This is a genomic window from Bradyrhizobium sp. LTSP857 (genome assembly GCF_000938285.1).
Taxonomy (GTDB): domain Bacteria; phylum Pseudomonadota; class Alphaproteobacteria; order Rhizobiales; family Xanthobacteraceae; genus Bradyrhizobium.
On the sequence record NZ_JYMS01000016.1, the window covers coordinates 51,811 to 77,174 of the forward strand.

Annotated in this window: 21 protein-coding genes; 15 read left to right on the top strand and 6 right to left on the bottom strand. The window is 63.7% G+C overall.

Annotated features, from left to right (window positions below):
• Window position 1: 1 nt before the first annotated feature.
• A complete protein-coding gene (locus UP06_RS07920; RefSeq protein WP_045001897.1) occupies window positions 2-2,329 on the bottom strand; it encodes a TonB-dependent siderophore receptor in 2,328 nt (775 codons plus the stop codon).
• 439 nt (window positions 2,330-2,768) lie between these two features.
• On the opposite strand from UP06_RS07920, the gene UP06_RS07925 reads away from it, so the two are divergent.
• From UP06_RS07925 to UP06_RS07940, 4 genes are read left to right on the top strand one after another with little or no spacing between them, the layout of a single operon-like run.
• The gene (locus tag UP06_RS07925) at window positions 2,769-3,221 is read left to right on the top strand and encodes a MarR family winged helix-turn-helix transcriptional regulator (protein ID WP_045001898.1); all 453 of its coding nucleotides are present in this window, start codon (window positions 2,769-2,771) and stop codon (window positions 3,219-3,221) included.
• A gap of 56 nt (window positions 3,222-3,277) precedes the next feature.
• A complete protein-coding gene (locus UP06_RS07930) occupies window positions 3,278-3,847 on the top strand; it encodes an isochorismatase family protein (RefSeq protein ID WP_045001899.1) in 570 nt (189 codons plus the stop codon).
• Complete coding sequence (locus UP06_RS07935; RefSeq protein ID WP_045001900.1) at window positions 3,844-4,173, top strand: hypothetical protein; 330 nt, start codon at window positions 3,844-3,846, stop codon at window positions 4,171-4,173. Before UP06_RS07930 ends, UP06_RS07935 begins: the two co-directional genes overlap by 4 nt.
• On the top strand, window positions 4,170-5,399 hold the full coding sequence (locus tag UP06_RS07940) for an MFS transporter (RefSeq protein WP_045001902.1): 1,230 nt from the start codon (window positions 4,170-4,172) through the stop codon (window positions 5,397-5,399). Before UP06_RS07935 ends, UP06_RS07940 begins: the two co-directional genes overlap by 4 nt.
• 9 nt (window positions 5,400-5,408) lie before the next feature.
• Here the strand turns inward: UP06_RS07940 and UP06_RS07945 are convergent, their stop codons facing one another.
• A complete protein-coding gene (locus tag UP06_RS07945; RefSeq protein ID WP_045001903.1) occupies window positions 5,409-6,293 on the bottom strand; it encodes a dihydrodipicolinate synthase family protein in 885 nt (294 codons plus the stop codon).
• 178 nt (window positions 6,294-6,471) lie between these two features.
• Between UP06_RS07945 and UP06_RS07950 the strand changes: the two genes are divergently transcribed.
• Entirely contained in the window at window positions 6,472-7,884 is a 1,413-nt protein-coding gene (locus tag UP06_RS07950) for an FAD-binding oxidoreductase (RefSeq protein ID WP_045001904.1), read from the top strand.
• 8 nt (window positions 7,885-7,892) lie between these two features.
• Complete coding sequence (locus UP06_RS07955) at window positions 7,893-8,588, top strand: GntR family transcriptional regulator (RefSeq protein WP_045001905.1); 696 nt, start codon at window positions 7,893-7,895, stop codon at window positions 8,586-8,588.
• 6 nt (window positions 8,589-8,594) lie between these two features.
• Here the strand turns inward: UP06_RS07955 and UP06_RS41420 are convergent, their stop codons facing one another.
• The 3 genes from UP06_RS41420 to UP06_RS07965 form a co-directional block, all read right to left on the bottom strand.
• Window positions 8,595-8,759: a hypothetical protein gene (locus tag UP06_RS41420; protein ID WP_197087141.1), complete on the bottom strand. Its 165-nt coding sequence runs from the start codon at window positions 8,757-8,759 to the stop codon at window positions 8,595-8,597.
• Window positions 8,760-8,887: 128 nt separating this feature from the next.
• A complete protein-coding gene (locus UP06_RS07960; RefSeq protein WP_045001907.1) occupies window positions 8,888-9,826 on the bottom strand; it encodes a DMT family transporter in 939 nt (312 codons plus the stop codon).
• A complete protein-coding gene (locus UP06_RS07965) occupies window positions 9,807-10,094 on the bottom strand; it encodes a hypothetical protein (RefSeq protein WP_045001908.1) in 288 nt (95 codons plus the stop codon). Before UP06_RS07965 ends, UP06_RS07960 begins: the two co-directional genes overlap by 20 nt.
• A 294-nt stretch (window positions 10,095-10,388) precedes the next feature.
• Between UP06_RS07965 and UP06_RS07970 the strand changes: the two genes are divergently transcribed.
• From UP06_RS07970 to UP06_RS08010, 9 genes are all read left to right on the top strand, one after another.
• Complete coding sequence (locus UP06_RS07970; RefSeq protein WP_045001910.1) at window positions 10,389-11,303, top strand: LysR family transcriptional regulator; 915 nt, start codon at window positions 10,389-10,391, stop codon at window positions 11,301-11,303.
• 67 nt (window positions 11,304-11,370) lie between these two features.
• Window positions 11,371-12,648 (top strand): 4-aminobutyrate--2-oxoglutarate transaminase, encoded by a 1,278-nt coding sequence (gene gabT / locus UP06_RS07975; protein WP_045001912.1) that lies wholly within the window; start codon window positions 11,371-11,373, stop codon window positions 12,646-12,648.
• Between the two features lie 62 nt (window positions 12,649-12,710).
• Window positions 12,711-13,805 (top strand): ABC transporter ATP-binding protein, encoded by a 1,095-nt coding sequence (locus UP06_RS07980; RefSeq protein ID WP_045001913.1) that lies wholly within the window; start codon window positions 12,711-12,713, stop codon window positions 13,803-13,805.
• A 42-nt stretch (window positions 13,806-13,847) separates the two neighbouring features.
• Window positions 13,848-14,924, top strand: coding sequence for an ABC transporter substrate-binding protein (locus tag UP06_RS07985; RefSeq protein WP_045001915.1), 1,077 nt, complete (start codon window positions 13,848-13,850; stop codon window positions 14,922-14,924).
• 6 nt (window positions 14,925-14,930) lie between these two features.
• Window positions 14,931-15,851, top strand: a complete 921-nt coding sequence (locus UP06_RS07990) for an ABC transporter permease (RefSeq protein ID WP_245305434.1) — start codon at window positions 14,931-14,933, stop codon at window positions 15,849-15,851.
• Window positions 15,852-15,854: 3 nt separating this feature from the next.
• Window positions 15,855-16,649, top strand: a complete 795-nt coding sequence (locus UP06_RS07995) for an ABC transporter permease (protein ID WP_197087142.1) — start codon at window positions 15,855-15,857, stop codon at window positions 16,647-16,649.
• A 17-nt stretch (window positions 16,650-16,666) separates the two neighbouring features.
• Entirely contained in the window at window positions 16,667-18,268 is a 1,602-nt protein-coding gene (locus UP06_RS08000; RefSeq protein ID WP_045001919.1) for a zinc-binding metallopeptidase family protein, read from the top strand.
• 65 nt (window positions 18,269-18,333) lie between these two features.
• Window positions 18,334-19,341, top strand: a complete 1,008-nt coding sequence (locus UP06_RS08005; RefSeq protein WP_045001920.1) for a dimethylarginine dimethylaminohydrolase family protein — start codon at window positions 18,334-18,336, stop codon at window positions 19,339-19,341.
• Between the two features lie 115 nt (window positions 19,342-19,456).
• Window positions 19,457-21,478 carry a YgiQ family radical SAM protein gene (locus UP06_RS08010; RefSeq protein ID WP_045001921.1) on the top strand — a complete coding sequence of 674 codons (2,022 nt, stop codon included), beginning with the start codon at window positions 19,457-19,459 and terminating at the stop codon, window positions 21,476-21,478.
• Window positions 21,479-21,719: 241 nt separating this feature from the next.
• On the opposite strand, the gene UP06_RS08015 is transcribed toward UP06_RS08010, so the two are convergent.
• Complete coding sequence (locus UP06_RS08015; RefSeq protein ID WP_045001923.1) at window positions 21,720-25,337, bottom strand: DEAD/DEAH box helicase; 3,618 nt, start codon at window positions 25,335-25,337, stop codon at window positions 21,720-21,722.
• Between the last annotated feature and the right edge of the window lie 27 nt (window positions 25,338-25,364).

Here is a 25,364-nt window from a genome sequence, read left to right on the forward strand (position 1 = left end):
CCTAGAACTTCACCGTGGCCGCCAGCGAGAAACGCCGCGCGTCACCGATCGCGACGTTCAGATTATTCACGGCGGAGGGATAGTAGACGGTGTCGAACAGATTCTTGACGTTGAACTGATAGATCACCGGGAACTGTCCGTATTTCGTCTCATAGGTCGCGAAGATATCGGCGACCACGTAGGACGGCAAGACGAAGGTGTTGGTGGCATCGCCGGGACGGTCGCCGACATAGCGCGCGCCGCCACCGAGGCGGAGCTGGCCCGGCAAAGCGGTGCCGAAGTCATAGACCAGATAGAGCGAGGCCGTGTTCAGGGCGACGTTTTGCAGCTTCCTGCCGAGCAGCGTCGAATCTTCGGACGCCGTCACCCGCGCGTCGGTATAGCCATAGCTGCCGATCAAGGCCCAGCTGTCGGTGAGCCTGCCGGTGACATCCAACTCGACGCCCCGCGAGTGTGCGCGGCCGACGGTGTGGATTTCCACGACATTCGCGCTGTTGGTGACCGTCGTCTGCACGTTCTTCTTGTCGAGATCGTAGAGCGCCAGCGTACCGGAGATGCGCTTGTTCAGATCGAACTTCACGCCAGTCTCGTATGACACGCCTTCTTCAGGCGCAACGTTCGAGCCGATCACGACGCCGATCGGCGCAATGGTCGAATTCGGCTTCAGCGATTCGGTGTAGCTCGCATAAAGCGAGATCTGGTCAGTGAGCTTGAAGATGGCACCTCCAAGCGGAAGCACCTTGTCTTGGGACACGTTGGTATTGGTGACGAAGGGCTTCCCGCGCCCGGCGATCTGGTCGTAGTCCATGTAGCGCACGCCGCCGACCAACGCGAAGCGTTCGGTCAGATGCAACGTGTCCTGGAAGAACATCGACCACTGACCGAGCTTGTCTGTCTGGGCGCTGTCGGAGTTCGACGCCGTCGTCCCCGGCCCGATCAATCCGTAGACGGGATTGTAGACATTGAAGACGGGAGTTGCCTGCCGGATCAAAATGTCACGGTAGATCGTGCGATACTGACCGTCGCCGCCGAACACCACGTCATTGCGCATGTTGCCGAGCCAGAAGCCGCCGGACATGTAGGACGTTCCGTAGCTGACATTGCTGAGCGAGCTTCCCGTGCCGTCATTGCTGCGCGTCTCGGCGCCGGTCGTGAAGTTGATACCGGTGATGCGGAGCTGGTTGGCGCTGAAGGTTTCGGTGTTGTAGCTGTAGCCGGCGTAGAGCTTCCAGTCCTGGTTGAAGCGGTGCTCGACCGAAGCCTGCATCAAGTCCGACGTGCCCCACGTGTTGTTGAAGGGCTCGTCGAGCCGGCGCGTCGCGGGAACCGCCAGCGGCGCTTTCGTCGCCGGATTGAACGCCGTGCCGCGGTCGAACGGATAGATGAACTCGCGATGCTCGTAGTTGAGCTGAACCGTGGTGTCCTGGCCGTACCAGGCCAGCGACGGCGCGACCAACATCTCGCGGTGGCGGCCGAAATTCCGCCAGTAATCCTCGCTGACACCATAGCCGATGAAGCGATAGGCAAGGCCCTGATCACCGATCGGACCAGTGACGTCGAGCAAGCCGTCGGCACCAGTCTTGGAGGCACTGAAGGCCGAGCCGAGCAGCGTGACCGAACCGTGCTGATAGAGCTCCGGGCGCTTGCTGATCGTGTTGACGATGCCGCCGGGGTCCATGATGCCGTAGAGCAGCGAAGCGGGCCCCTTCAGCACCTCGACGCTTTCGACTGCGGGATTGAGGCTGCGGCCCTGCACCAGCGGCATGCCGTTGCGCATGATCGAGCCGTCTCGGTTGTCGCCGAATCCGCGGCGGATGACCGCGTCCTGGCTGCCGGCAAGGGTGTTGGTCTGGGTGATGCCGGAGACGTTGATGAGCGCATCGTCGATGTTGCGCGGCAGCTGGTCCTTCAGAACCTGCTCGGGCACGACGTTGACGGCTTGCGAGGTGTTGAGCGGCGAGGCACCCGAGCGTAGCGTGGTCGAACTCGGCGTCGCGCGATAGCCGAGCTTTGCGGCTTGTTGAGCAGCGGCTTCAGCGGCGGCGCGTTCCGACGGCGTCGGAGCTGCCGGCGCGGCGGCATTCCGGCTGCGCTGGCGTGCAGCTGTTTGCGCACGGCGTTGGGACTGCTCCGATGCGCGCGTCGGTTTCGGCGGCTGCGTCGGCGCATCGACCGTTACCGGCGGCAGCGCCGATTGCGCCTGCGCGGTCGTGCTGTTGGAGGGGTATTCGGCGAGCAGCACCGCCGCTCCGATGAAAAGACCTGCACGGCTCTTGCCGGCACGATTTCGATGACAGCGGTCGCGCTGGCCATCCACAGAGGCACGCACTTTCGATTCACTTCCAAGTCAGAGACAGCATTGAAGCTGGCGCATCTAGCAGTCGCTGCGAATGAAGAGAACCACAGACGGATTTGAATCGCTCTAGTGTTGAATCGTTCTAAGAGCGGTCGCGATCGCATGACGAGGCAACCATTCAAGTTGCGATGCTTTCATGAGCAGAAACCAGCACGTCGCAGTTGGAACTTCCGCGAAATAAGCACGCCTGCACATTGTCGATGCTGATCACGCATCGCCGGCGAGGCGGCATCTTTAGCCGGCCCACGGCGATGCGGCGCCATGCCACACAATCACCCAGCGATCCAGGAGCCCGCACAACTTCTCCATGTCGTCATTGCGGCGGTCGGTATTCTCAATTCACGCGATTTTGTTCAGATCATCTGCACAGATAATCTTTACAGTTTATCTTCATATCTGTATTCGATCCGGCATGATCAATTCTTCGGACCAACGCCCGTCCGCCCGCGCGGGCGCGCTCGCTGAAGATTTGCGTTCGCTGGTCGGAAAGCTGAAGCGCCGACTACGGGAACAGGCAACTCAAGGCGACCTGACACCCTCACAGGTGTCCATTTTGCTGCGTCTGGAAAAGGACGGCCCTGCGACGGTGTCGAGCCTGGCGCGATCGGAAAAGATGCGTCCGCAATCGATGAGCACCGCGGTCGCCGCGCTTCAGGCCGCGGGTCTTGTCAACGGCGCCCCCGATCCGGAGGACGGCCGTCAAACCATTCTGTCGCTGACAAAGGCGTGCCGCGACTGGATCCGGGTCGGTCGCGCCGCGCGGCAGGATTGGCTCTCGCGCACCATTTCGGCCCGGCTTTCATTGCGCGAGCAGGATGAGCTGGCCGCCGCCGTCTCCTTGCTCAACCGGCTTGTCGACGATTGACGCGGCCCCGCTGCATCCGCGGCGCGGAACATTCGGCTGCCGGAAGGACGTAAATCATGGCTCTCACGACGCTCGACCCGATCACCGCCCTCATTGTCGTCGACCTGCAACGCGGCATCGTCGGCTTACCTTCCGTCCATTCCATGGGCGACGTCGTGGAGCGCTCCTGCACGCTAGCCGCTGCATTCCGGCGACACCGCCTGCCGGTCGTGCTGGTCAACGTCGATGGCGGAGCGCCGGGCCGCACCGAGCGGCCGCGTGCCGGCGGTCCGTTCCCCGACGGATGGACCGCTCTCATTCCGGAGCTTGATCGACAGCTCGCCGATATCACCGTGACCAAGCGGACATGGGGCGCATTCGCCAGCACCGATCTCGAGAACCAGCTGCGATCGCGCGGCGTCACGCAGGTCGTGGTCGCCGGCGTAGCCACAGGCACCGGCGTCGAGTCCACCGCGCGCCAGGCCTATGAGGCGGGCTTCAATGTCACCCTTGCCACCGACGCCATGACCGATCCGCGTCCGGAGGCCCACGACTACAGCATCGCAAACGTCTTTCCGCGGCTCGGCGAGAGCGGCTCGACGCAAGCGATCATCGACTTGCTGGCAACACGGAGCGCGCAGGCATGAACTGGCTTCATCTGGTTTCCTATTTCTTTGGCGGCGCCTTTCTGGCCAACGCCATTCCGCATCTCGTCAGCGGCCTGAGAGGCGAGCCGTTCCAGAGCCCGTTCGCGCAGCCACGAGGAGAAGGGTTATCCTCGTCAACAATCAACGTGCTCTGGGGCTTCTTCAACATCATCGTCGGATATCTTCTGGTCTGTCGTGTCGGGGAGTTCGCGCTGCTGGACACGCGCGATGTCGCCGCGCTCGGACTCGGCGCCCTCTTGCTAAGCCTGTTTTGCGCGCGACACTTCGGCCGGTTCCACGGCGGCAACACGCCAACAGGTTCGTGAGCGTGGCGGCCGCAGGCACGTTTCGCTCACTACGGAACTTCAATTATCGCGTCTGGGCCGCCGGCGCGCTGGTGTCCAATACCGGGACGTGGATGCAGCGCGCCGCCCAGGACTGGCTCGTTCTCACCGAGCTCACGCAGCACAATGCGTCGGCTGTGGGCATGGTGATGGCGCTCCAGTTCGGACCACAGCTCCTGCTGATGCCGTGGACAGGATTTGCGGCCGACCATTTCAACCAGCGACGGATCCTGATCGCGACGCAGGCGACGATGGGCGTGCTGGCGCTGGTGCTTGGCCTTCTCACCGTCTCCGGCCTGGTGCAGCTCTGGCACGTCTATGTGTTCGCCTTCCTGTTCGGCTGCGCCGCGGCCTTTGACGCCCCGGTGCGCCAGACCTTCGTCGCGGAGCTCGTTGGCGACGGCGACCTCTCCAACGCCATCGCGCTGAACTCGACGTCGTTCAACGCCGCGCGAATGATCGGGCCCGCGATCGCAGGCATCATCATCGCCTCGATCGGCACCGGATGGGCATTCCTGATCAACGCCGCATCCTTCATGGCGGTGCTTGGCTCACTCTCCCTGCTGCGCGCCTCGGAACTTCGCCCGAATGCACGGGCGCAGCGGGCCAAGGGCGGCATGACGGAGGGTTTTCACTACGTGTGGTCGCGCGCGGATCTCAGGGCGATCATGATCATGCTGTTCCTGATCGGCACGTTTGGGCTGAACTTCCCGATCTTCATCTTGACCATGGCAGTCACGGTCTTTCACACCGATGCGCGCGGCTTTGGTCTGCTGTCGTCGACGATGGCGATCGGCACCATCTCGGGCGCACTGCTGGCCGCAGGGCGCGCCCAGCCGCGATTCGTCTCGCTGCTGCTTGGAGCTGCAACTTTTGGAGCGGGGTGCACGCTGGCCGCGCTGGCGCCGAGCTACTGGCTGTTCGCAGGCAGCCTGGTCGTAATCGGCGTCGCTGCTCTGACGGTCACCAATACCTCGAACAGCCTGATGCAGCTCTCGACCGAACCGAGGATGAGGGGACGCGTGATGGCGTTGCGCCTCGGCGTCGCGCTTGGCGGCACCCCGATCGGGGCGCCGATCGTCGGATGGGTGGCGGACAATCTGGGCCCACGCTGGGCGCTCGGCGTGGGTGCGGCGGCCGGCTTTGCGGCAGCGCTCGTGGCGGTCCGCGCGATGTCAGCGCGCACCCCGGACGATTGCCTCGAATGACAAGCGATCTTAGGCGATCGCAGGGCTGGTCAACTCATCCAGCTTCGACTTGAGCGCCGCGCCATCAGACAATGCACGAAGCGGCGGACGCACACGCAGCCAGCCTGCGTCGCCGGTCTGTGCGGCGAGAATGGCCTTAAGCGTCGCGAGGAAGGATGGGCTCTTGACCACGATGTCGACCGCGGCCTGCATGCGCGCTTCGACGTCCTTGCCGTCGATCATCGCCTTGACCAGCTCCGGCGCGATGTTGGCCATGCCGCAAATCGTCCCGGCGCCGCCGCCGGCGATCGCGCGGGCGATGTCGGTTTCATTGCCGACGGTGATGGCGAGCTCGGGGCTAGCTGCGCGGAACGCCTGGAACTGCTTGAAGTCACCGCTGGAGTCTTTCAACCCCGCGACCAGCTTGCCGTAACGCTTGCGCAAGGCTGCTGCGACGGTTGTCGGGATTGCGACGCCCGAGATCTGGGGGATGTGATAGAGCACGGCGCGCAGACGATCATCGCCGACGCGGTCGATGATGGCGGCGAAGGCATCCTCGATGCCGTCAGGCGTCACGTTGCGATCGAAGTAAGGCGGCAGGAACAGCACATGGCGCAGGCCGAGGCCGAGCACCGCGCGGGTCAGCGCGATGCTGTCGCTGATGGCAGGGAAACCGCCGCCTATACCGATGCGCTCCGCGGCGACGCCGGCGTTGAGCAGCGCCTCAACGGTCGCGACGCGTTCGCCGACATTGAAGGAGGTGCCCTCACCTGTCGTGCCGAACAGCACGACACCGTCGACACCCTTCTCGAAGAGCTGCTTGGCGTGAGCGGCGAGCTTCGCGGAATCCACGCTGCCATCCGATGTCAGCGGTGTCGCCGACGCCACCCAGAATCCGCGAATTGCCTCCGTCATAGCACCACCCATTGCTGCGGCTTCGGAATAAGCCCCTGATCCATAACGATCTTCGGGGCCAATCGAGGCCTTGTTTTTGCTTTACTTTTCATCTTGTACCTTACATACAAGGAGGATGCAATTCCCTCGCCGCGATGGCGCGCAACAGGCGCCCGGCCAGACCTGCAAGAGGCCTCACATGGACATGGTGACCCCCGCGGGACATCCCGATCAACTGCTCGGCACCTTGCGCGACAAGCTCGGCGCGGCTGCCGTGCTGACCGGCAGCGACGTGCCGGCGCGCAATCACAACGACTGGAGCGCGAGCCTGCCGCAAACGCCGCTCGCGGTGATCCGCCCGCTCGATGCGCAGGGCGTTGCGGACGCGATCGCGACTTGCCGTCAGGCGCGGCTGCCCTTCGTGCCGCAGGGCGGATTGACCGGACTGTGCCGCGGCGCCTCGCCCGAGCCGGGCTGGGTCGCGATTTCGCTGGAGCGCATGACCGGCATCGAGGAGATCGATCGCGCCTCCGCGACAATGACGGTGAAGGCCGGCACGCCGCTTGAGGTGATTCAAAAAGCCGCCGACGAAGCCGGCTTCTTTTTTCCGCTCGATCTCGGCTCGCGCGGTTCCTGCGCGATCGGCGGCAATCTCTCGACCAATGCCGGCGGCAATCGCGTGATCCGCTACGGCATGACGCGTGAACTGGTGCTCGGCTTGGAGGTGGTTCTGCCGGATGGCACCATCATCACCAGTCTCAACAAGCTGATGAAGAACAATGCCGGCTACGACCTGAAGCATCTCTTCATCGGCTCGGAAGGCACCCTCGGCATCATCACCCGCGTGGTGCTGAAGCTGTTTCCGAAGCCCCGCTCGACCATGGCCGCGCTTTGTGCGCTGAAGGACTATGCAGCAGTGATCGCGCTGCTGGATGCGGCACGCTCCGGGCTCGGCCCGCTGCTGTCGGCATTCGAAGTGATGTGGCCGGATTATTGGGACGTCATCACGTCGCGCGCCGGGGTTAAGCCACCGGTCGCCGCAGGCCACGGCCTCTACGTGCTGGTGGAGGCGCAGGGCACCGACGAGAGCCACGATGCGCCGCGCTTCCAAAGTTGGCTGGAAGAGCTGATGGAGCGCGGGCTGCTCGCCGATGCCGCGGTCGCGCAATCGCTGGCGCAGACGCAGGCGTTCTGGCGGGTGCGCGACATCTGCGCCGAATTCGGCCAGGTGCTCGGGCCGCACATCTCCTACGACATCGGCCTTGCGGTGGCACGGATGGACGAGTTCGTCACGCGCTGCAAGGCCGCGCTCGCGACAGGCATCAAGGGATGCGAGAGCGTCTATTACGGCCATATCGGCGATGGCAATCTCCACCTCGTCTCCTGGGTGACGGGCCTCAGCGTCGAGCAGCAGCCGAAGGAAGAAATGGACGCGATCATCTACGGTCTCGTCCGTGAGATGGGCGGCAGCGTCTCCGCCGAGCACGGCATCGGCACGCTGAAGAAGAAATGGCTGGGCCATGCCCGCAGCGACGCCGAGATCGCGCTGATGCGGACGCTGAAGGCCGCGCTCGACCCGGATCATCTGCTCAATCCGGGCAAGGTGATCTGAGACAACGCATGCGATCGCTGAAGCTCGATACACCAAAATCGCTGTCCCAGCGGGTGATGCAGCGGCTGCGCCAGGCCATCATCGACGGCGAGTTCGCGCTGGGTGCGGCGATCTCCGAGGAGATGGTGGCGAATTCCTTCGGCGTCAGCCGCACGCCAGTGCGCGAGGCGATGGGCCAGTTACAGGCGCAGGGGCTCGTGGTGATCAGGCCGCAGGTCGGCAGTTTTGTGTTCACGCCGAGCGCCGAGGATATCACTGCGCTCTGCACTTTCAGGATCGCGCTTGAGCCGAAAGCCGCCGAGCTCGCCTTTCGCCATGATCGCGACGGCGCCGTCGCGACGATGAGCGATGCAATCGCGGCCATGGAGCAGGCGGTCACGGCGCGAGACAACATCGCCTATGGCCGCGCCGACGCCGCGTTTCACGAGGGGCTGTTCGCGCATTGCGGCAACCGCTATCTCATCGAATCCTATCAACTCGTCTCGGGCCGCGTCGCTGCGCTCCGCACCAACCTGACCTCGCCGATCGACGTCCGGACCCGCACCTCCTTCGACGAGCATCGCAGGCTGCTCGACCTGTTCGCCCGCTGCGAATTTGCTGATTTCGAAAAATTGATGACGACGCACGTCACCAATTCGGGCCTGGTCTATGCCAAGGCCTTGAAGGTGGAGGCCTTGAAGGTGGAAGCGCTGAAGGTGGGCTGAGCGGGGCTACTGTCCGCCCTTCGGTCCGGGCCTGTCGAGAAAATCCAGCGCGGTGTTGATCTGCTCGAGTTGGTGCTCGATCCTGTCGCGCTCCTCGACCGTCTGCGCCGCCTCGAGCTGTTCCACCAGCTTCTGCTTCCGCGCCAGCAAGTTCTCTATGACTGTACTCACAGCTCCCCCATCGCTCCCCCATCGCCCGATCGTAGGGCGCGAGCGCTGGCCTCGCACACCACCTCAATCAGAATGTGCACGACGGCGGTTGGTTCCCGCGGATGAAACACGACGGCAGGCCGATGGAACTATTTGCGCAGGCTCGCCCAGACCCCGCCGAGGATCAGCAGGCCGCCGAAAAGATGGATCAGCTTCGGCGGCTCGCCGAGGATCGCGAACGACAGCAACGCGCTCGCGACCGGCCCGATGTAAAGAACCAGTGATGTCCGCACCGAGCCGAATTTGCCGCCGAGCCAGGCAAAGCCGGCATAGGCAAGCAGGCCGGGCACGATCCCGGCGAAGAGATAGGCTGCAAGCGCTTTTGTGCTGAAGACCTGCGCCGGCATGGCCCACATCTCCAGGAGCGCCTGCGGCAGCGAGAACAACGCGCCGGCGCCTGCGAACAGGCTCATGCGCGCAAGCAAGGATGCGCGCGGCGCGGCGCGCGACTGCAGCAGGGTATAGCCGGACCAGCCGAGCATCGCGATCACGACAAGACCGTCGCCCGATGCTGTCTCCAATTGCGTTAGCGCCTCGATATGGCCGCCGGAGATGATCAGGAGCGCGCCGGCAAGCGCCAGCGCCGTGCCGAGCCATTGCAGCGGGCCGATATGCTCCATGCCGAGCGCGGCGGAGATCAGCAGCACGGTGATCGGCGATAGCGCCATGATCAGCGCGATGTGGATCGCCGTGGTCGAGACGCCCGCCACATAGACCGGACCGCCACAGAGATACATGCCCGTGAAGCCGGCCGCGAGGATCGGCCAGATGTTCTTGCCAAGCGGTACGCGGCCGGCACGTATCTCCGTGAGCGCGATCGGCGCGAGACCGATGGCGACGATGCTCCAGCGGAAGAAGGCAAGCGCAAACGGCGGGACCGAGCCCGCAAGGCCGCGCGCCAAAATCTGATTGGAGGCCTGCGCAGTCGCCACCAGGATGAAGCCAATCAGCGCAACCGCGCCGAGCCAGGCCTCAGTGGACGGCGCCGCGCCGGCTTCGTCACCGCCGTCAGAAGTTTCCTTGCCCATGGAGCAATTGAATATCTGATACCGGCCGCGGTGAGAACCCAGAAGACCGATCGCTGGTGTGCATAGGCGGCGCTCGCAGTGCTCCGGGGGGCAAGGCGATGCCTGCGAGCTGCACCGGCGCAACATGGGTGCGGGTGACGGAAACCGAAAACACCGCCAGCAGCGCGCAGAGCATGCAGAGCCTCATCCGCACCGTTCTGCGATCGGTGATCGGCAGGAACAGGAAAAACATCATCGCCAGGATCAACAGCGCGTCGACTAGAAACATGGTTCTCTCCCTTGAAACCGGGATGAGAATGACGCGGCGCAGCCGGACGGTATGTGGGCGGTGTCACAGTGCGGGCCAGACCGCCTTGCCACGATCGCCTCCCATAGCGTCAACGCCGGCACGCGGGTTTTCGCCGCAGACCGGCCCGACGAAAATGGCGTATCATTGAAATCATGATATAATCTCCGCGACAGGGGAAAGTCCCGCGGAACGCGGGCGCCGCTGCCCTTCCGTCGACCGCTCAGGTGAGCTACGCCATTCCGGCCGGGAAGTCCGTCGAGAGATCGCCACGCGATGCGCCTTCCTTCTCTGAATGCAATCAAAGCTTTCGAGGCCTTCGCGCGCACTGGAAGCGTGAAGGCCGCGAGTGACGAACTCGCCGTCAGTCCGACGGTCGTCTCCCGCCATCTGCGAAATCTTCAGCAGGATCTCAACGTCACGCTGGTCGAGCCGCATGGGCGAGGCCTGAGATTGACCTCGGCGGGCACGGCCTATTACGGCCAGATCCGGCGGTCCTTCGATATCATGCGGCAGGCCAATGACGAGATTCGTCAGACCTCGCGCACGCTCACGCTGTGGTGCATTCCCGGCATCGCCAATCAGCGCCTGCTGGCCGCGCTGCCCCAGTTGCAAAGCCGGCTGGGCAATTACGAAATCATCCTGCAACCGACGCTGTCGCGACCGGACCTCGTGCGCGGCGAGGCCGATGCGGAGGTCGTCTGCATCAACGGGCTCGACGCCCAACCCGACGTCAGCACCGAGTTGATCGCCCACCCGCTCGTCCATGCGGTCGCAAGTCCGGCATTCTGCTCGCGCTTTCCCGAGGTCCGGGAGGCCGCCGACATCCTCAAACTGCCGCTGATCCACGAGGCGTCGACGCTCTACTGGGAGCAATGGCTGGAATATTTCGGCATCACCGACCTGCCGATGCTGCGCGGCCCGCGGCTGTGGCACGCTCACCTCACGATCGAGGCCGCCCGCCTCGGCCAGGGCGTGGCGCTGGCCAATACGCTGCTGGTCGAACAGGACCTCGTCACCGGCCGGCTGCTCGATTTGAGCCCACGCCCGGTCAGGCTCGGCGGCTACTATTTTCTCGCGGCGACCAAACGATGGGGCGATCCCGATCTGGTCGTGCTGCGCCGCTGGTTGAAGGAAACGCTCGGCGCGCCGCCGACCAGTGCATTAGATGCAGCAATGGCCGCCGAATAAGCTGATTGTTCCTCGGCCGGGCCGCTTCTAGCCTCAGGGGCGTTTCATCCCTTTGCCGGATGCGTCCATGCCGACGAATGCCGAATTGCTGTCTCGCCGCGCGGACGCCGTCGTTCGCGGCGTCAGCCATGCGACGCCGATCTCGGCCGCCCGCGCCCGCAATGCCGAAATCTGGGACGTCGAGGGCAAGCGCTATGTCGATTTTGCCGGCGGCATCGCGGTCCTCAACACCGGGCACTGCCATCCCGGGATCATCGCGGCCGCTGCGGAGCAGATGCAGCGCTTTACCCACACCTGCTTTCAAGTCCTGATGTATGAGCCCTACATCGCTCTTGCCGAGCGGTTGAACGCGCTCGCGCCGATTCAGGGACGACGCAAGACCGCGTTCTTCACGACCGGCGCCGAGGCCACCGAGAATGCCGTCAAGATCGCGCGCGCCGCGACCGGGCGCTCCGGCGTGATCGCGTTTACCGGGGCATTTCACGGACGCACGGTCATGGCCTCGGCGATGACCGGCAAGGTGACGCCGTACAAGAAAGGTCTCGGCCCCGCGCTGCCCGAGGTCTGGCACGTGCCGTTCCCGGTGCCGCAGCTCGACGTCACCGTCGAGGATGCCTTGAAATATCTCGGCTTCATCTTCAAGGCCGATGCGGATCCTTCGGGAATCGCGGCGATCATCATCGAACCCGTGCAAGGTGAAGGCGGCTTCCATCAAGCGCCGCCGGAGTTGATGCGCGCGCTGCGCCGCCTCTGCGACGCGCACGGCATCGTGTTGGTGGCCGACGAAGTCCAAACCGGATTTGGACGCACCGCCAAGATGTTTGCCATGGAGCATTACGACGTCACGCCGGATCTGATCTGCGTTGCCAAGAGCCTTGCCGGCGGCTTTCCGCTGTCGGGCGTGATCGGCCGCGCCGCGATCATGGATGCGGCCGATCCTGGCGGCCTCGGCGGCACCTATGCAGGCAATCCGGTCTCCTGCGCCGCGGCGCTCGCCGTGCTGGATGTGTTCGCCGAAGAAAAGCTGCTCGACCGCGCGGCGAGGCAGGGCACGCAGCTCAAGGCGCGGCTCGAAAAACTGAGATCCCAGAACAATGTGTTGCCGATCGACGCCATCCGCGGCCTCGGTGCAATGGTCGCATTCGATATCGTCAGGGAACGCGGCGGCTCGGAGCCCGATGCGGAGACGACCAAACGCGTCGTCCAGACCGCTTACGAGAACGGTCTCGTGCTGCTCTCCTGCGGCACCAACGCAAACACGATCCGGATCCTGGCGCCCCTGACCGCCGAGGAGTCCATCGTGGATGAAGGCTTGGATATCCTGGAGGCCGCTCTTGCCTGCTGACAGCGACGTTCATTCGCGAATTGAGACGGCGATCGAGACGGGATGGGAGTTCATGGCGCGCGATGGCTGATCAGATCGGTCATGATTTGAATGTCGAGGGCGTCACGAAACTCTATGGAGAGTTCGCAGCGCTCGACAATGTTTCGCTGACGGTCAGGCGCGGCGAGTTTCTGACCCTGCTCGGGCCGTCCGGCTCGGGCAAGACGACCCTTCTGATGTCGATCGCAGGCTTCGTCCAGCCCGACCGCGGCGACATTCAGCTCGATCGGCACAGCATCGTGCGGCTGCCGCCCGAGCGACGTAATTTCGGCATGGTCTTTCAGGGTTATGCGCTGTTCCCCCATCTGACCGTGTTCGACAACGTCGCCTTCCCGCTCCGCATACGCAAATGCTCGCAGGCCGAGGTCCAGGCCAAGGTCAACGCGGCGCTCGACCTGGTGCAGCTCGCCTCGCGCGCGGATCGATATCCACGCCAATTGTCCGGAGGTCAGCAACAGCGCGTGGCGCTCGCCCGGGCCATGGTGTTCACGCCGCATCTGCTGCTGCTCGACGAGCCGCTCAGCGCGCTCGACAAGAATCTCCGCAGCGAGATGCAGGACGAATTGAAGAGGCTGCACAAGCGGATCGGCCTGACCTTCATCTATGTCACCCACGACCAGGATGAAGCACTGTCGATGTCGGACCGGATTGCCGTCATGCGCGACGGCAGGATCATCCAGCAGGGGTCGCCAAGCGAGCTCTATGACCAGCCGGCGACGACATTCGTCGCCAACTTTCTCGGCCGAAGCAACTTCCTTCGCGGCACCGTGGACGCACACATCCCCGGCGGTTTCGCTTTCACGCATCAGGGCACAAGATTCACACAGGCCGTCCCGGGCGGCGATTGTCCGGCACCGGGGCAGGACGTGGTGCTGGCACTGCGCCCGGAGAAGATCTCGATCGTGGACGGCGGCGCGCCGTCCGACAACGCCCTGAAGGGCGTAATCTCCGAATGGAATTATCTCGGCGCCCAATTCCGGCTCGTGGTCGACACCCTGGAGTTCGGCGCCGTCGTGATCGTGATTCCGACCTGGAAAAGCGGCGCACCTCCCGCCACCGGCCAGCCGGTGTCGATCGGATGGGACGCCTCCGCCGCAACGCTCGTCTCAGACAATTGACCGCCTTCTCTTCACGTAACCACGTCAACCAGTGAGCCCTTCATGACCGACCGCAAGACTGCTCTCGACAAGACTGCTCTGGTGATCTCGCGCCGCAAGTTACTCGCGGGCGCCGCCCTCATCGCAGCGCCAGCACTGCTCAGGACCGATCGCGCGCTCGCCGAAACGCGCAAGGACGTCGTGCTGGTCAATTTCGGCGGCGCCGCCATGAAGGCCTTCGATGAGGCCTATGTGCAGCCATTCGCCGCCCAGGGCGGCCGCATCGTGCTCGACGGCAGCGGCGCCTTGAACGGCAAGATCCTCACCATGGTGCAGTCGGGCAATGTCACCTGGGACATCTGCGATGGCGGCATCACCACATTGGCCGAGCTCAACCCGCGCAATGCGCTGGAGAAGATCGACTACGGCATCGTCGACAAGACCAAGGTGCCGGCCGAATTCGCCTATGAGAATGGCGTCGTGAACTACATGTTCTCGTCGGTGATGGCGTGGGACACCGCCAAGGTGAAGGACACGCCGACGCTCGCCGACTTCTTCGATCTCAAGAAGTATCCGGGCCGGCGCATGATGCGCAAGGATTCCCAGGCGATGATGGAGCTCTGCCTGATCGCCGACGGTGTGCCGCTGGACAAGCTCTATCCGCTCGACACCAAGCGCGCCTTCGAGAAGATGGCCACGATCAAGAAGGAACTGCTGTACTGGAACAGCGGCGCCGAAAGTCAGAGCCTGATGCGTGACGGCGAATGCGTCATGGGCTTGCTGTGGCATACGCGCGCCAACGTGCTCAAGGCCGAGACCAAGGGCCGGATCGCCTATTCCTTCAAGGACGGGCTGCTGCAGCCGGGCCTTTGGGTCGTGCCCAAGGGCAATCCGGCGGGTGCGGAAGCATTCCGCGCCATCGCATCGATGCAACAACCCGAAGGCCAGGTGAAGCTGCTCGCCGCGATGGGCAACGGACCGGCCAATCCGGCCGCGCAAAGCCTCGTGCCCGCCGATCTGCGCCAGACGAACCCGGGCGATCCGGCCAATGTCGCGGTTCAGGCCAAGATCAATGCGGCTTGGTACATCGAGAACCACTCCAAGACGTTCCAGGCCTATCTCGACTTCATCTCGTCCTGAGCCGTCATGCGAGCGCTGCTGTCGCGCCTTGCCACGACCGAAACGACCCCGGCGACCGATGTCGCCGGGGCGCTAGGGCCGCCGTCGCCGCGTCGGCTCCATGGCGCGATGCGCTACTGGCTGCTGATCATGCCGGCGCTGCTGCTGATGCTCGCATTCTATCTCTATCCCATTGGCCGGGTGCTCTGGATCAGCGTCACGGAGCCGAAACCGGGGCTGGATAACTTTGCGCTGCTTGCGACCAGCGCGTCGATCCACAAGATGCTGGTGACGACGGCACGGATCAGCATTCTGACCACGGTCATCACGCTGGTTCTCGCTTATCTGGTCGCCTACACGCTGGTGCATAGCGGCGAACGCGGCAAGCGCTGGATGCTGCTCGGCGTGATCGTGCCGCTGTGGATTTCGGTGCTGGTGCGCGCGTTCGCCTGGTTCATCCTGCTGCGCCGCGAGGGCCTCATCAACAACGTTCTCATCGCCAGCGGAATCATCGACAGTCCGCTCAGCCTGATCTGGAACGAGACCGGCGTGGTGATCGGCATGGTGCACTACATGCTGCCGTTCGGCATTCTGCCGATCTACGCCAACATGAATGATATCGATCAGCGCTGCGTTGCGGCGGCCCGCGGCCTCGGCGCGACCCGCGGCGCCGCGTTCCGCAAGGTGTTCCTGCCCCTGTCCATGCCGGGCGTGATCGGCGCCGGCATCCTGGTCTTCGTGTTCTCGCTCGGCTTCTTCGTGACCCCGGCGCTTCTCGGCGGCGGCAAGACGCTGATGATCGCCGAGTACATCAAGGTCCAGATTCTCGAAATCGTGCGCTGGGGCGTGGGCACCATGCTCGCGGCAACGCTGCTCGTCGTGATCGGGCTCCTGCTCGCGGTCCTCGGTCGCATCATCGACCTGCGCAAGCTGTTCGGATCGGTGTAGCCCGTGGCATTTCCTGCACCCGGCAATATCTCGGTGATGACGCGCTCGATGGCGTGGGCGGTGGTCTGTTTCCTGGTGCTGCCGATCAGCATCGTGTTCGCGGTCTCGCTGACCGACCAGCCCTATTTGTCCCTGCCCCACGACGGGTTGTCGCTGCAATATTACCGCGGCCTGCTGACCAGCCGGGCCTGGCTGACGAGCATCTGGCACAGCCTGGTGATCGCGATCGCCTCGACGGCGATTGCGGTGACGGCCGGCACGCTCTGCGCGATCGGCTGCTGGCGCATCAACAGCCGTGCCAGCGACGCGGTGCGGGTGCTGATGCTGATCCCGATCATCGTGCCGACCATCGTGTACGCACTCGGCATCTATCAGCTTTGGGTGGATCTCAAGCTGATCGGCTCCTTCGCCGGCGTGATCATCGCCCATGCGGTGACCGGGCTTCCCTATGTGGTCATCACGGTCTCGACTGCGCTCGCAGGCTTCGATCCGAAGCTCGAGCAGGCGTCGCAGAGCCTCGGGGCCAGCATGATTCAGACGCTGCGGCTGGTGATCGTCCCCAACATCCTGCCCGGCATCATCTCCGGCGCGATCTTCGCCTTCATCCATAGCTGGGATGAAGTGGTCATCGTGCTGTTCATCGCCGGACGCAGCGTGTTCACCCTGCCGCAGCGGATATGGGACGGCATCAACGAGAGTCTCGACCCCACCATCGCCGCGGTCGCAGCCGTGCTGATTCTGACGACCGTATCCCTCCTGTTCATCGACATCGCCATTCGCCAGCGACGCTCCCAATAACCGGAACAACGATAATCATGCCGCGCAATAACGACTTCAGTCCCGACAAGAATCTGGCCCTCGACTGGATTGACCATCATGCAGGACGCCTGTCCGAAGACCATCTGACGATCTGGAATCTGCACGAGCCATCCTGGCGCGAGTACAAATCGGCAGCCTGGTACGTCGAGCGCCTGAAGGCGGAAGGCTTCGCGGTCGAGGCAGGGTCGGGCGGAATGCCCACCGCCTTTGCCGCGGTGTGGTCGAACGGCGATGGCCCCACGATCGGCGGCTACGCCGAGTACGACGCGGTTCCGGGCGCCTCGCAGGATCCGGTGCCGCACCGGCAGCCACGCATCGGCGTGAGCCCTCACGCCGCCGGCCATACCGATCCGCATTCGGCGCTCGGCATGGGGTCTTTCACCGGCTTCCTTGCCGCCAAGCATGTGATGGAACGCAGCGGCATAAAGGGGCGGCTGAAGTTCTTCGGCGAGCCGGCCGAGAAGATGTGCGGCTCCAAGCCGGTCCACGCTGCCAAGGGCTATTACGACGATCTCGATGCGGCGATCAGCTTCCACCCGCACTCATTCCCGAGACTCGCCAACAGCTGCTTCTGGGATACGCACAGCGCACCCTATTGGAGCCGCATCTACACGTTCGAATGTGCATCTCCGGAGACCTGGCAGAACTCCGGCGCCGTCACCGGCGTTGCCCATTCGCATTCGGCGGCACGCGCACCCGGAGCGATCGATGCCGTCTGCTTGATGTACAGCTCCAGCAAGTTCATGAAGGAATCGATGCTGCCGCATCATGGCAGCTGGAGCCTGAATGAATTCATCCTGCATGCAGGCCAGGCGGCCGCAGACAATATCGCACCTGGCCTCGGCCAGATTCAATATTCGCTGCGCGCCCCGACGCTCGACATGTGCGCGCGTGTGTTCGAGGTGCTCGACCGCAATGCCGAACATTGCGCGGCAATGACCCATTGCAAGGTCACCGCGCGCTGGATCACGCGGACACGGGCAGGTCTCGCCAATCACGCGATGGCTGAGGTCGCGTGGCGCAATTTCGAGGCGATCGGCGCTCCGCAGTACAATGACGAAGCGCGGCTCTTCGGCCGCAAGATTCAGGAAAGCCTCGGCATCGCGCCGATGGAGGATCCCTTCACGCCGGAGATTCAGCACGTGACCGCACCGTGGGACGGTGAGAAGGCCTTTCGCGAGCAATTGCCGCCCTGGCAGACCAATCTCGCGGCCGATGATTATGTCGACTACACCTGGCATGCGCCGACCGTGCGCCTCTATGTCGGCCGTCCGACGCTGCGCGCGCCCGATCCCGGCTATCGCTATCCCGATTGGACCCGCTACGCGATGGGCGGCGTGCCGGCCTGCATCGATCCGATGTGGCTCACCGCCGGCAAGGTGATCGCAACGACAATTCTCGATCTGCTGACCGACGGCGTGTCGCTGAACAAGGCCGTGGCTGAATTTCGCGAACGGACCGGCGGCGGGATCGGAGGCTCGAAATGGGTCGCTCCGCTGCTGCCGAAGGACTTCGCGCCGCCGGTGCACTACCGCTGGCCGGAATACGTCACCACGGTGCGCGGTGAGGAATGGACCATTCCGACGGCCGCATCATGAGACGCCGCACCGGCCGCGGCCGGGCCTCATGACACCCTTCATTACGACTTGAAAGAGAGACGTCCATGTCGATCATCTCCGAACCCGAATACCGCTACAACATGCTGATCAAGACATTCGCGTCGCAGGCCGAACCGGCCTTCGAGGCGGAGTCACAGCAGATCGGCGTGTGGGGTCGTCGATGGGGCTGCAACAACGATGTCGGCCGGCTCCGCATGGTGCTGATGCATCGCCCCGGTCCCGAACTGAACATCGTCGACCCGAGCAAGCGGCTGCCAGAGATCGGCGCCTTCGGCGATCCGGAGCAGGGGTGGTATTGGCGCGGCGACACGATCCCCGATCTCGCCGCCCAGCAGGCGCAACACGACGCGCTCGCCAGCGCCTTGCGGGAGGAAGGCGCGGAGGTCGTCTATATCGACAAATGCGCACCCGGCAAGATGAAGAGCGTCTACACCCGCGACAGCGTCATCGCCGTGGGCGGTGGCGCCATCGTCACGCGCCTAGGTCCGCCGATCCGCCGCGGCGAGGAACTGCCGGTGACGCGGACGCTGGCCAATCTCGGAATGCCGATCCTGCGGACGATCTCGGGCGTCGGCCTGATGGAAGGCGGCAGCTTTGCCTTCATCACTCCGAAGGTTGCCGTTGTCGGGCTGTCGAGCCGGGTCGACGAAGAAGGCGCGCGCCAGCTCGAGGATGTGCTGCGCACCCAGGGCGTCGAGCTGCTGCGCGTTCATCTCACCGGCTACCGTTTACACATCGACGGCATGTTCGTGATGATCGATCGCGACACCGCGTTCGTGAACCCGACGTTGTTGCCGTTCTGGTTTCTCGAGAAGCTCAAGGAATTGAAGATCCGCCAGATCGAGGTCTGCCCCGACGACCAGAACTGGGTGATCAACTGCCTGGCCGTTCGCCCCGGGCACGTGATCGTGCCCGAAGGGATTTCGCCGCGAACCATGGAGAAATTCGCCAAGGCCGGCGTGACCACGCGCGTCGTCGCCTATGACAAGGTTGCGCTCGGTGGCGGCGGCATCCACTGCTCCACCTCGCCGCTGATCCGCGATCCGCTCTGACGGGGGCCCGCCGAGGGCCCTGTCGGTCCCGGATGGGCGTCCCTGTACGGAACCCGCAATTCTTCACGCGCCCGTCGGTTGTATTCGCGGGCGCGGAGTCCTATGCGTAGGCGCCATGGACACCCAAATCATGACCGCCGAAAAGCCCCTGATGGCCCAGGCCCGGCCGCGCAAGCCGGCGCCGTTCCTGCCGATGAGCCGCGCCGAGATGGATGCGCTCGGCTGGGATGCCTGCGACATCGTGCTGGTGACCGGCGATGCCTATGTCGACCATCCGAGCTTCGGCATGGCGATCATCGGCCGGCTGCTGGAGGCGCAGGGATTCAGGGTCGGCATCATCTCGCAGCCCGACTGGCATTCGGCCGAGCCGTTCAAGGCGTTGGGCAAGCCAACGGTGTTCTTCGGCGTCACCGGCGGCAACATGGATTCGATGGTGAACCGCTACACCGCGGACCGCCGCCTGCGCCATGACGACGCCTATACCGCGGGCGGCGAAGGCGGCAAGCGGCCGGACCGCTGCACCGTCGTCTATGCGCAACGTTGCCGCGAGGCGTTCAAGGGCGTGCCGGTCGTGCTCGGCGGCATCGAGGCGTCGCTGCGCCGGATCGCGCATTACGACTACTGGTCCGACAAGGTGCGCCGCTCGGTGTTGGCCGACGCCAAGGCCGACCTGCTGCTCTACGGCAATGCCGAGCGTGCCGTCGTCGAGGTCGCCAACCGTCTTGCCGCGGGCGAGGCGCCGCGCGAGCTCGACGACATCAGAGGCGTCGCGCTGTTCCGCCGCGTGCCCGAGGACTATTCCGAGCTGCATGCCGACGATCTCGACTCAGCGGATGAAGGCGCTTCGCGGACGAAAGGCCCGACCGTGATCCGGCTGCCGGCGCTGGAGCAGGTCGAGCAGGACAAGGAAGCCTATGCGCGCGCGTCGCGCGTGCTGCACCGGGAGAGCAATCCCGGCAATGCGCGGCCGCTGGTGCAGCGGCACGGCGATCGCGACCTGTGGCTGAACCCGCCGCCGATCCCGCTGACCAGCGACGAGATGGACGCGGTCTACGACCTTCCTTACGCGCGCGCGCCGCATCCGTCCTACGGCGAAGCCAAAATCCCCGCCTGGGACATGATCAAATTCTCGGTGACGATCATGCGCGGCTGCTTCGGCGGCTGCACCTTCTGCTCGATCACCGAGCATGAAGGCCGCATCATCCAGAACCGCTCGGAGGGCTCGATCCTGCGCGAGATCGAAAAGATCCGCGACAAGACGCCGGGCTTCACCGGCGTGATCTCAGACATCGGCGGCCCCACCGCCAACATGTACCGGATGGCGTGCAAGGACCCGAAGGTCGAGGCGGCGTGCCGCCGGCCGTCCTGCGTCTTCCCGGAGATCTGTCCGAACCTCAACACCTCGCATGACGATCTGATCCGGCTTTATCGCAAGGTGCGCGAGACCAAGGGCATCAAGAAGGTGATGGTCGCCTCGGGCGTGCGCTACGACCTCGCGGTCGAGAGCCCCGAATACATCAAGGAGCTCGTCACCCATCACGTCGGCGGCTATCTGAAGATCGCGCCGGAGCACACCGAGCGCGGCCCGCTCGACAAGATGATGAAGCCGGGCATCGGTGCCTACAACCAGTTCAAGCGGATGTTCGATGCGGCGGCCGAACAGGCCGGCAAGAAATATTACCTGATCCCGTATTTCATCGCGGCGCATCCGGGCACGACCGACGAGGACATGATGAACCTCGCGCTCTGGCTCAAGAAGAACCGCTATCGCGCCGATCAAGTGCAGACCTTCCTGCCCTCGCCGATGGCAACGGCAACCGCGATGTACCACACCGGCGTCAATCCCTTACGCGGCGTGCGGCGCGGCGGCAGCGACAAGGTCGAGGCGATCAAGGGCCTGCGTCAGCGGCGCCTGCACAAGGCGTTCCTGCGCTATCACGACCCGGATAACTGGCCGGTGCTGCGCGAGGCGCTGAAGGAGATGGGCCGCGCCGATCTGATCGGCTCCCGCCCCGACCAGCTTGTGCCGGCGCACCAACCGCCCGGCACCGGCAAGGCCGCCGGCACGCGGCGGCCGGTGCGGCCCGGTGACAAGACGCAGCGGTTTACGACCAAGGGTCTGCGGGTGATGAAGTAGGCGAGAGCCGGATGAGGTCTGGCTCCGCACGCCGCTTCGTGCCGCCTCAAACAAAAATGTCGAAAACAACCCCATGCACAGTAGCCGGCATGAGCGGGATCAATGGCTTAGGTGCCTTGCAGAGACGTTGCTCCGTCGGGCAAAACAGGGGCAGGATGGCATCATCGGTGCGTGTGGGGATTGGGCAAGCCTTCCGAATCGGTATGCGACACCAGCGCCACCCGGCTCTTGTCGGACCATATCAGACGCGACGGCGCGGCATTGTAGCGACCTCGCGCGCATGCCCAACACCCGACCAAGCGCCGTAAGAGCCCACCACGTCTAGATTCTGCTTCGCACGTGAGACGGCGACATTCAGAATGTTCGGCGTCCCAGCCGCCCAACTTCTCGCCCCGTTCTGCGATGCCTTTGGCGCACCGAGGACTAAGATGACCGAATCGGCTTCACGGCCCTGAACTGTGTGAATGGTCCCGATGCGATCGATCGCCCATTCGCGGATATCGATCTTGAGTGCAGCGAACGTCGTGGCTTCACTCTCCAATCGGCGCCGCAGTTCCTGGGCGACGATCCGAAACGGCGTGATGACGAACAGGTCTGGCTCCGTGATGCCCGCGGAGGCAAGCTTCTTGAAAAGCGCGACGACGAGTTCACCCTCTGCAGGGCACCATTTCGAATTTGCTTCGCCGTCGATGTCGAGCCATGCGGATGGTCCGAGCGACGCGCCGATCGTCCCCGCTTTGCGCAATCCCGGTGCATGGACCATCTGTCCGTCATAGGCGATCCGGTTCGAGATACCGAACATTGGCTCCTGGCACCGCCGGTGTACGAGAAGCGGAATCCCGACTCGCCGCGGGCCCTGATCCGAGCGGAATGAGGCTTGGAACTGCGAGGCGCGATCGGCCAGTGTCTGGGCAGAAGCTTCCGGCGCCGCCCGGACCGGTTTGTCGACCTTGAAGAATTTGCAGATCTCGGAGTTCAGGCGTTCCGGCAATGTCACCACCGGCGGGATTTGCAGCGGATCGCCGACAACGATCGACCGCTTCGCCCGCATGATGGCGCCTACGGCCGCTTGGGGCAGGGCTTGGCCGGCCTCGTCGATCAGTAGCCACCCGATACCGCCGACTGGCAGATCACCAAGCATGCGTCCGACGGAGGCGAAGGTGGTGGAAAGGACCGGTACGACCATAAAGAGGGTCGACCAGAGATCGCCGAGCAGCGCGCGCTTCGCCTCAGCCTCTGGTGGCCCGCTTGAGAAGGTATCCATCAAGACACTGAGGTTGTGCAGGACCTTTTGCGCCGACGCATCGATGAACGCCCGATGCACGGCCAGAGCTGCAACAAAGACGTCCTCGCGCTTGCGATGCAGGCTATCCGGTATCCAGGGCGACGTCAGATTCGAGGCTTCGTGCCCTTTAGCAAAGAACTGTTCGTCTACGAGGCGATCACCGAGAACACGGCGATGCGCCTCGACCCTTTGAGAGAGTTCGGCAATTTTCTGTCGCGCGACCGCAATACCCTCATCCGCCTTTCGAATTTCCAATGTCAGCGTGTCCAGCGCCCTTGCTGCCTCCGCAAAGGCTCGCTCAGCAGCTTGCAACGTGTTTCCAGCTAGCAAGGCGGCCTCGACGAGTGGAGGGTGTGATTGCGACCAAGTTTTCCAGCGCGCCGTTCGGAACAGGCGAGACAGAAATCCCGGCCGCTTACTCCGATGCCACGCGACTTCGCCCACGCACCGCTCATAGTCCTTTTTCGTGTCGTGTACTTGCATCTGAACACGCGATCTATGCGCTTCCGCTTGTGGCCGCCGTGCATTCAACTGCTTCAAGGCGGCATCGCTGTTGACCAAACTGCACTGGGTCTCGGCGAGACGCAGGCAGAGCTGGCGCGCGCCTTCGAGCGCCTTCAACTCCGCATCGACCTCGTGCTTGAGCGTGAGCAATCTCTCCTTAGCTTTTCGCCAGTTTCCTTTGGCTGCTTGAGGCGACGGCGGTCTCTCAGATAGGACCACCGAGGGCGTGCGCCGCTCTACGATCTTTCCGGTGTCCGGGTCCTTTATCTCGCGCACCACGGGATCTCCCTTGGCCGCCTTCAGATAGAGCCGAAAGCCGCGGTCATCGTGCCACCAGAAGGATTGCCGGAAGGCGGCTCGATTCTTTGCATTGCCAAGAACCGCGGCGATCAGCCCCCAGGTCTCGACCGGCTCAGGTGTGACGCTGCCATCTCCCTCGTCCACGTCGACCCCATCGCGCTGCCCGTGAACGAGGTCGCTAACCGACCTGAAGTAGCTCAGTTCTTCAAACGCCCGACCGACCGCCTTGGCGGCCGGCAGCTCGCGGCTCACGTTCTCCACCGCCTTGTTGTTGCTCGATGCGACGAGGATTTCGTGTCCCTTGAGAGTCGGCGCCAAGGAATAGAGATGAAAGAACGCCTGCTCACCCGCAGCTATTCTCTCTCCCGATGGGGTGAAAGCCTTCTCTGGATCATCGAAGGCGGCCATCGCAAGCGCGCGGTCGAGGACGCAAGCGGCCACGATGTCCCGAAGCAGCGTTGTCTTGCCTGTTCCCGGAGGACCGTTCACAGCGATCATGCCTTCGCCGCTGGCAAGTTCGGATCGCGCGAGGTTGACCGCCGCCTGTTGCAGCAGCACCAGAGGATGCCCGCCGGAGCTCGGCCATCGAACTGCCGGAATCATCGCTGGCGCAACGGCCCTTTCCAAGGCTGCGCCATCGGCAAGTAGATCGAACATCTGTGTTGGCTTCTCGATGCCCAAATACCGCCGAAGGCCACCAAGACCGTTCCCTTGGTTTAAAAGCAAACCTGCACGAGCCAGATCACCGAGAAAGAAAGAGTTAAGGAGCAGTGCTTCGGGTGGATTCTTCGCCTTGAAATAGTGGTAGACTCTCAACGCGAATGTCGGCCCGTCGACCAAATCACTCGGCAATCCAAATTGCCCCACAAGCCATCGATGAGCCTTTTCGATTGTCGGAAGATCGAGCGGTATCGGCGCTCCATGTTCATCCACGCGCCGCAGGATTTCGTCCAACTTCTCGATGATCTTCGGCTCGACGTTAGGCCAAGCCCCTAACGCGCCAAGCTTCAGTTTGAGGGCCAGCGGCAACGCCCACGCGAAGCTCGATACGGCAATGCCGTTTTCCTCGACGAGCACGCCATTCCTATCGACGAGGACCGCGGCGATGGCCGCCTTCTCACGCGCTCGCAAACTACGTTCTTCATCTTCACCGAAAGCCTTCACCAATTCCTCAGTTGCTCGGTCCATTGGAATGGCGCCGAGGATTATCTGATAATAGAGCTGCCGCTTCGGCCGTGAACGTTCTCCGATTCCCCAAGGCACGCGACCAGCTGATAGATTGGCAACACAACTCCGGTCTCCGGCGGCCAAGTCCTCGGGGCGCCGGTAAGTCTGTGGTGACAGCGCTTCCAGCGCGGTCCATGCCGCGAGGATGGCTGCGGGTTCGTTTGCGTTCTGGGGGATCGGGATTGACGGCAATTCGCCAAGGTCTATCGATGGCGGAGCTGGAATGCTCGTCGAAGGCTCCGATTGCTCCCGCACTGGGGTAGATTGAGGATCTCGATTTTTTGGGATCGCGATTGCTGATGCCGTAGAGTCTGCAGGCGAGGTGGCCCCGCCCAAACCTGTCGCATTTGCTCGTTTGATTGACAGGATGGCCAGAGCTTCCGCGACCCTCGCACGGAGTTGCCCCGCCCGGGGCGTTGTCCTGAACTCAAGCTCGTGGGCCAGCACACCAAGAACATGCGAGTCCGAGTGGCTCTGCTCGAACAAGCTTTCGAGCTGCGAGATCGAATGCTTGAAATACGGGCGGTCCACTCCCCCTGCCATTTTTGGACTATCCGTCTCAGCTACTCA

What these genes read in the sequence shown, in the direction of transcription:
- UP06_RS07945 (WP_045001903.1), bottom strand. Translation starts at nt 6,293, where the DNA reads ATGACGGAGGCAATTCGCGGATTCTGGGTGGCGTCGGCGACACCGCTG.
- UP06_RS07950 (WP_045001904.1), top strand. Translation starts at nt 6,472, where the DNA reads ATGGACATGGTGACCCCCGCGGGACATCCCGATCAACTGCTCGGCACC.
- UP06_RS07980 (WP_045001913.1), top strand. Translation starts at nt 12,711, where the DNA reads ATGGCTGATCAGATCGGTCATGATTTGAATGTCGAGGGCGTCACGAAA.
- UP06_RS07960 (WP_045001907.1), bottom strand. Translation starts at nt 9,826, where the DNA reads ATGGGCAAGGAAACTTCTGACGGCGGTGACGAAGCCGGCGCGGCGCCG.
- UP06_RS07970 (WP_045001910.1), top strand. Translation starts at nt 10,389, where the DNA reads ATGCGCCTTCCTTCTCTGAATGCAATCAAAGCTTTCGAGGCCTTCGCG.
- UP06_RS08010 (WP_045001921.1), top strand. Translation starts at nt 19,457, where the DNA reads ATGGACACCCAAATCATGACCGCCGAAAAGCCCCTGATGGCCCAGGCC.
- UP06_RS07925 (WP_045001898.1), top strand. Translation starts at nt 2,769, where the DNA reads ATGATCAATTCTTCGGACCAACGCCCGTCCGCCCGCGCGGGCGCGCTC.
- UP06_RS07965 (WP_045001908.1), bottom strand. Translation starts at nt 10,094, where the DNA reads ATGTTTCTAGTCGACGCGCTGTTGATCCTGGCGATGATGTTTTTCCTG.
- UP06_RS07935 (WP_045001900.1), top strand. Translation starts at nt 3,844, where the DNA reads ATGAACTGGCTTCATCTGGTTTCCTATTTCTTTGGCGGCGCCTTTCTG.
- UP06_RS08005 (WP_045001920.1), top strand. Translation starts at nt 18,334, where the DNA reads ATGTCGATCATCTCCGAACCCGAATACCGCTACAACATGCTGATCAAG.
- UP06_RS08000 (WP_045001919.1), top strand. Translation starts at nt 16,667, where the DNA reads ATGCCGCGCAATAACGACTTCAGTCCCGACAAGAATCTGGCCCTCGAC.
- UP06_RS07955 (WP_045001905.1), top strand. Translation starts at nt 7,893, where the DNA reads ATGCGATCGCTGAAGCTCGATACACCAAAATCGCTGTCCCAGCGGGTG.
- UP06_RS07930 (WP_045001899.1), top strand. Translation starts at nt 3,278, where the DNA reads ATGGCTCTCACGACGCTCGACCCGATCACCGCCCTCATTGTCGTCGAC.
- UP06_RS07985 (WP_045001915.1), top strand. Translation starts at nt 13,848, where the DNA reads ATGACCGACCGCAAGACTGCTCTCGACAAGACTGCTCTGGTGATCTCG.
- UP06_RS08015 (WP_045001923.1), bottom strand. Translation starts at nt 25,337, where the DNA reads ATGGCAGGGGGAGTGGACCGCCCGTATTTCAAGCATTCGATCTCGCAG.
- UP06_RS07990 (WP_245305434.1), top strand. Translation starts at nt 14,931, where the DNA reads ATGCGAGCGCTGCTGTCGCGCCTTGCCACGACCGAAACGACCCCGGCG.
- gabT (WP_045001912.1), top strand. Translation starts at nt 11,371, where the DNA reads ATGCCGACGAATGCCGAATTGCTGTCTCGCCGCGCGGACGCCGTCGTT.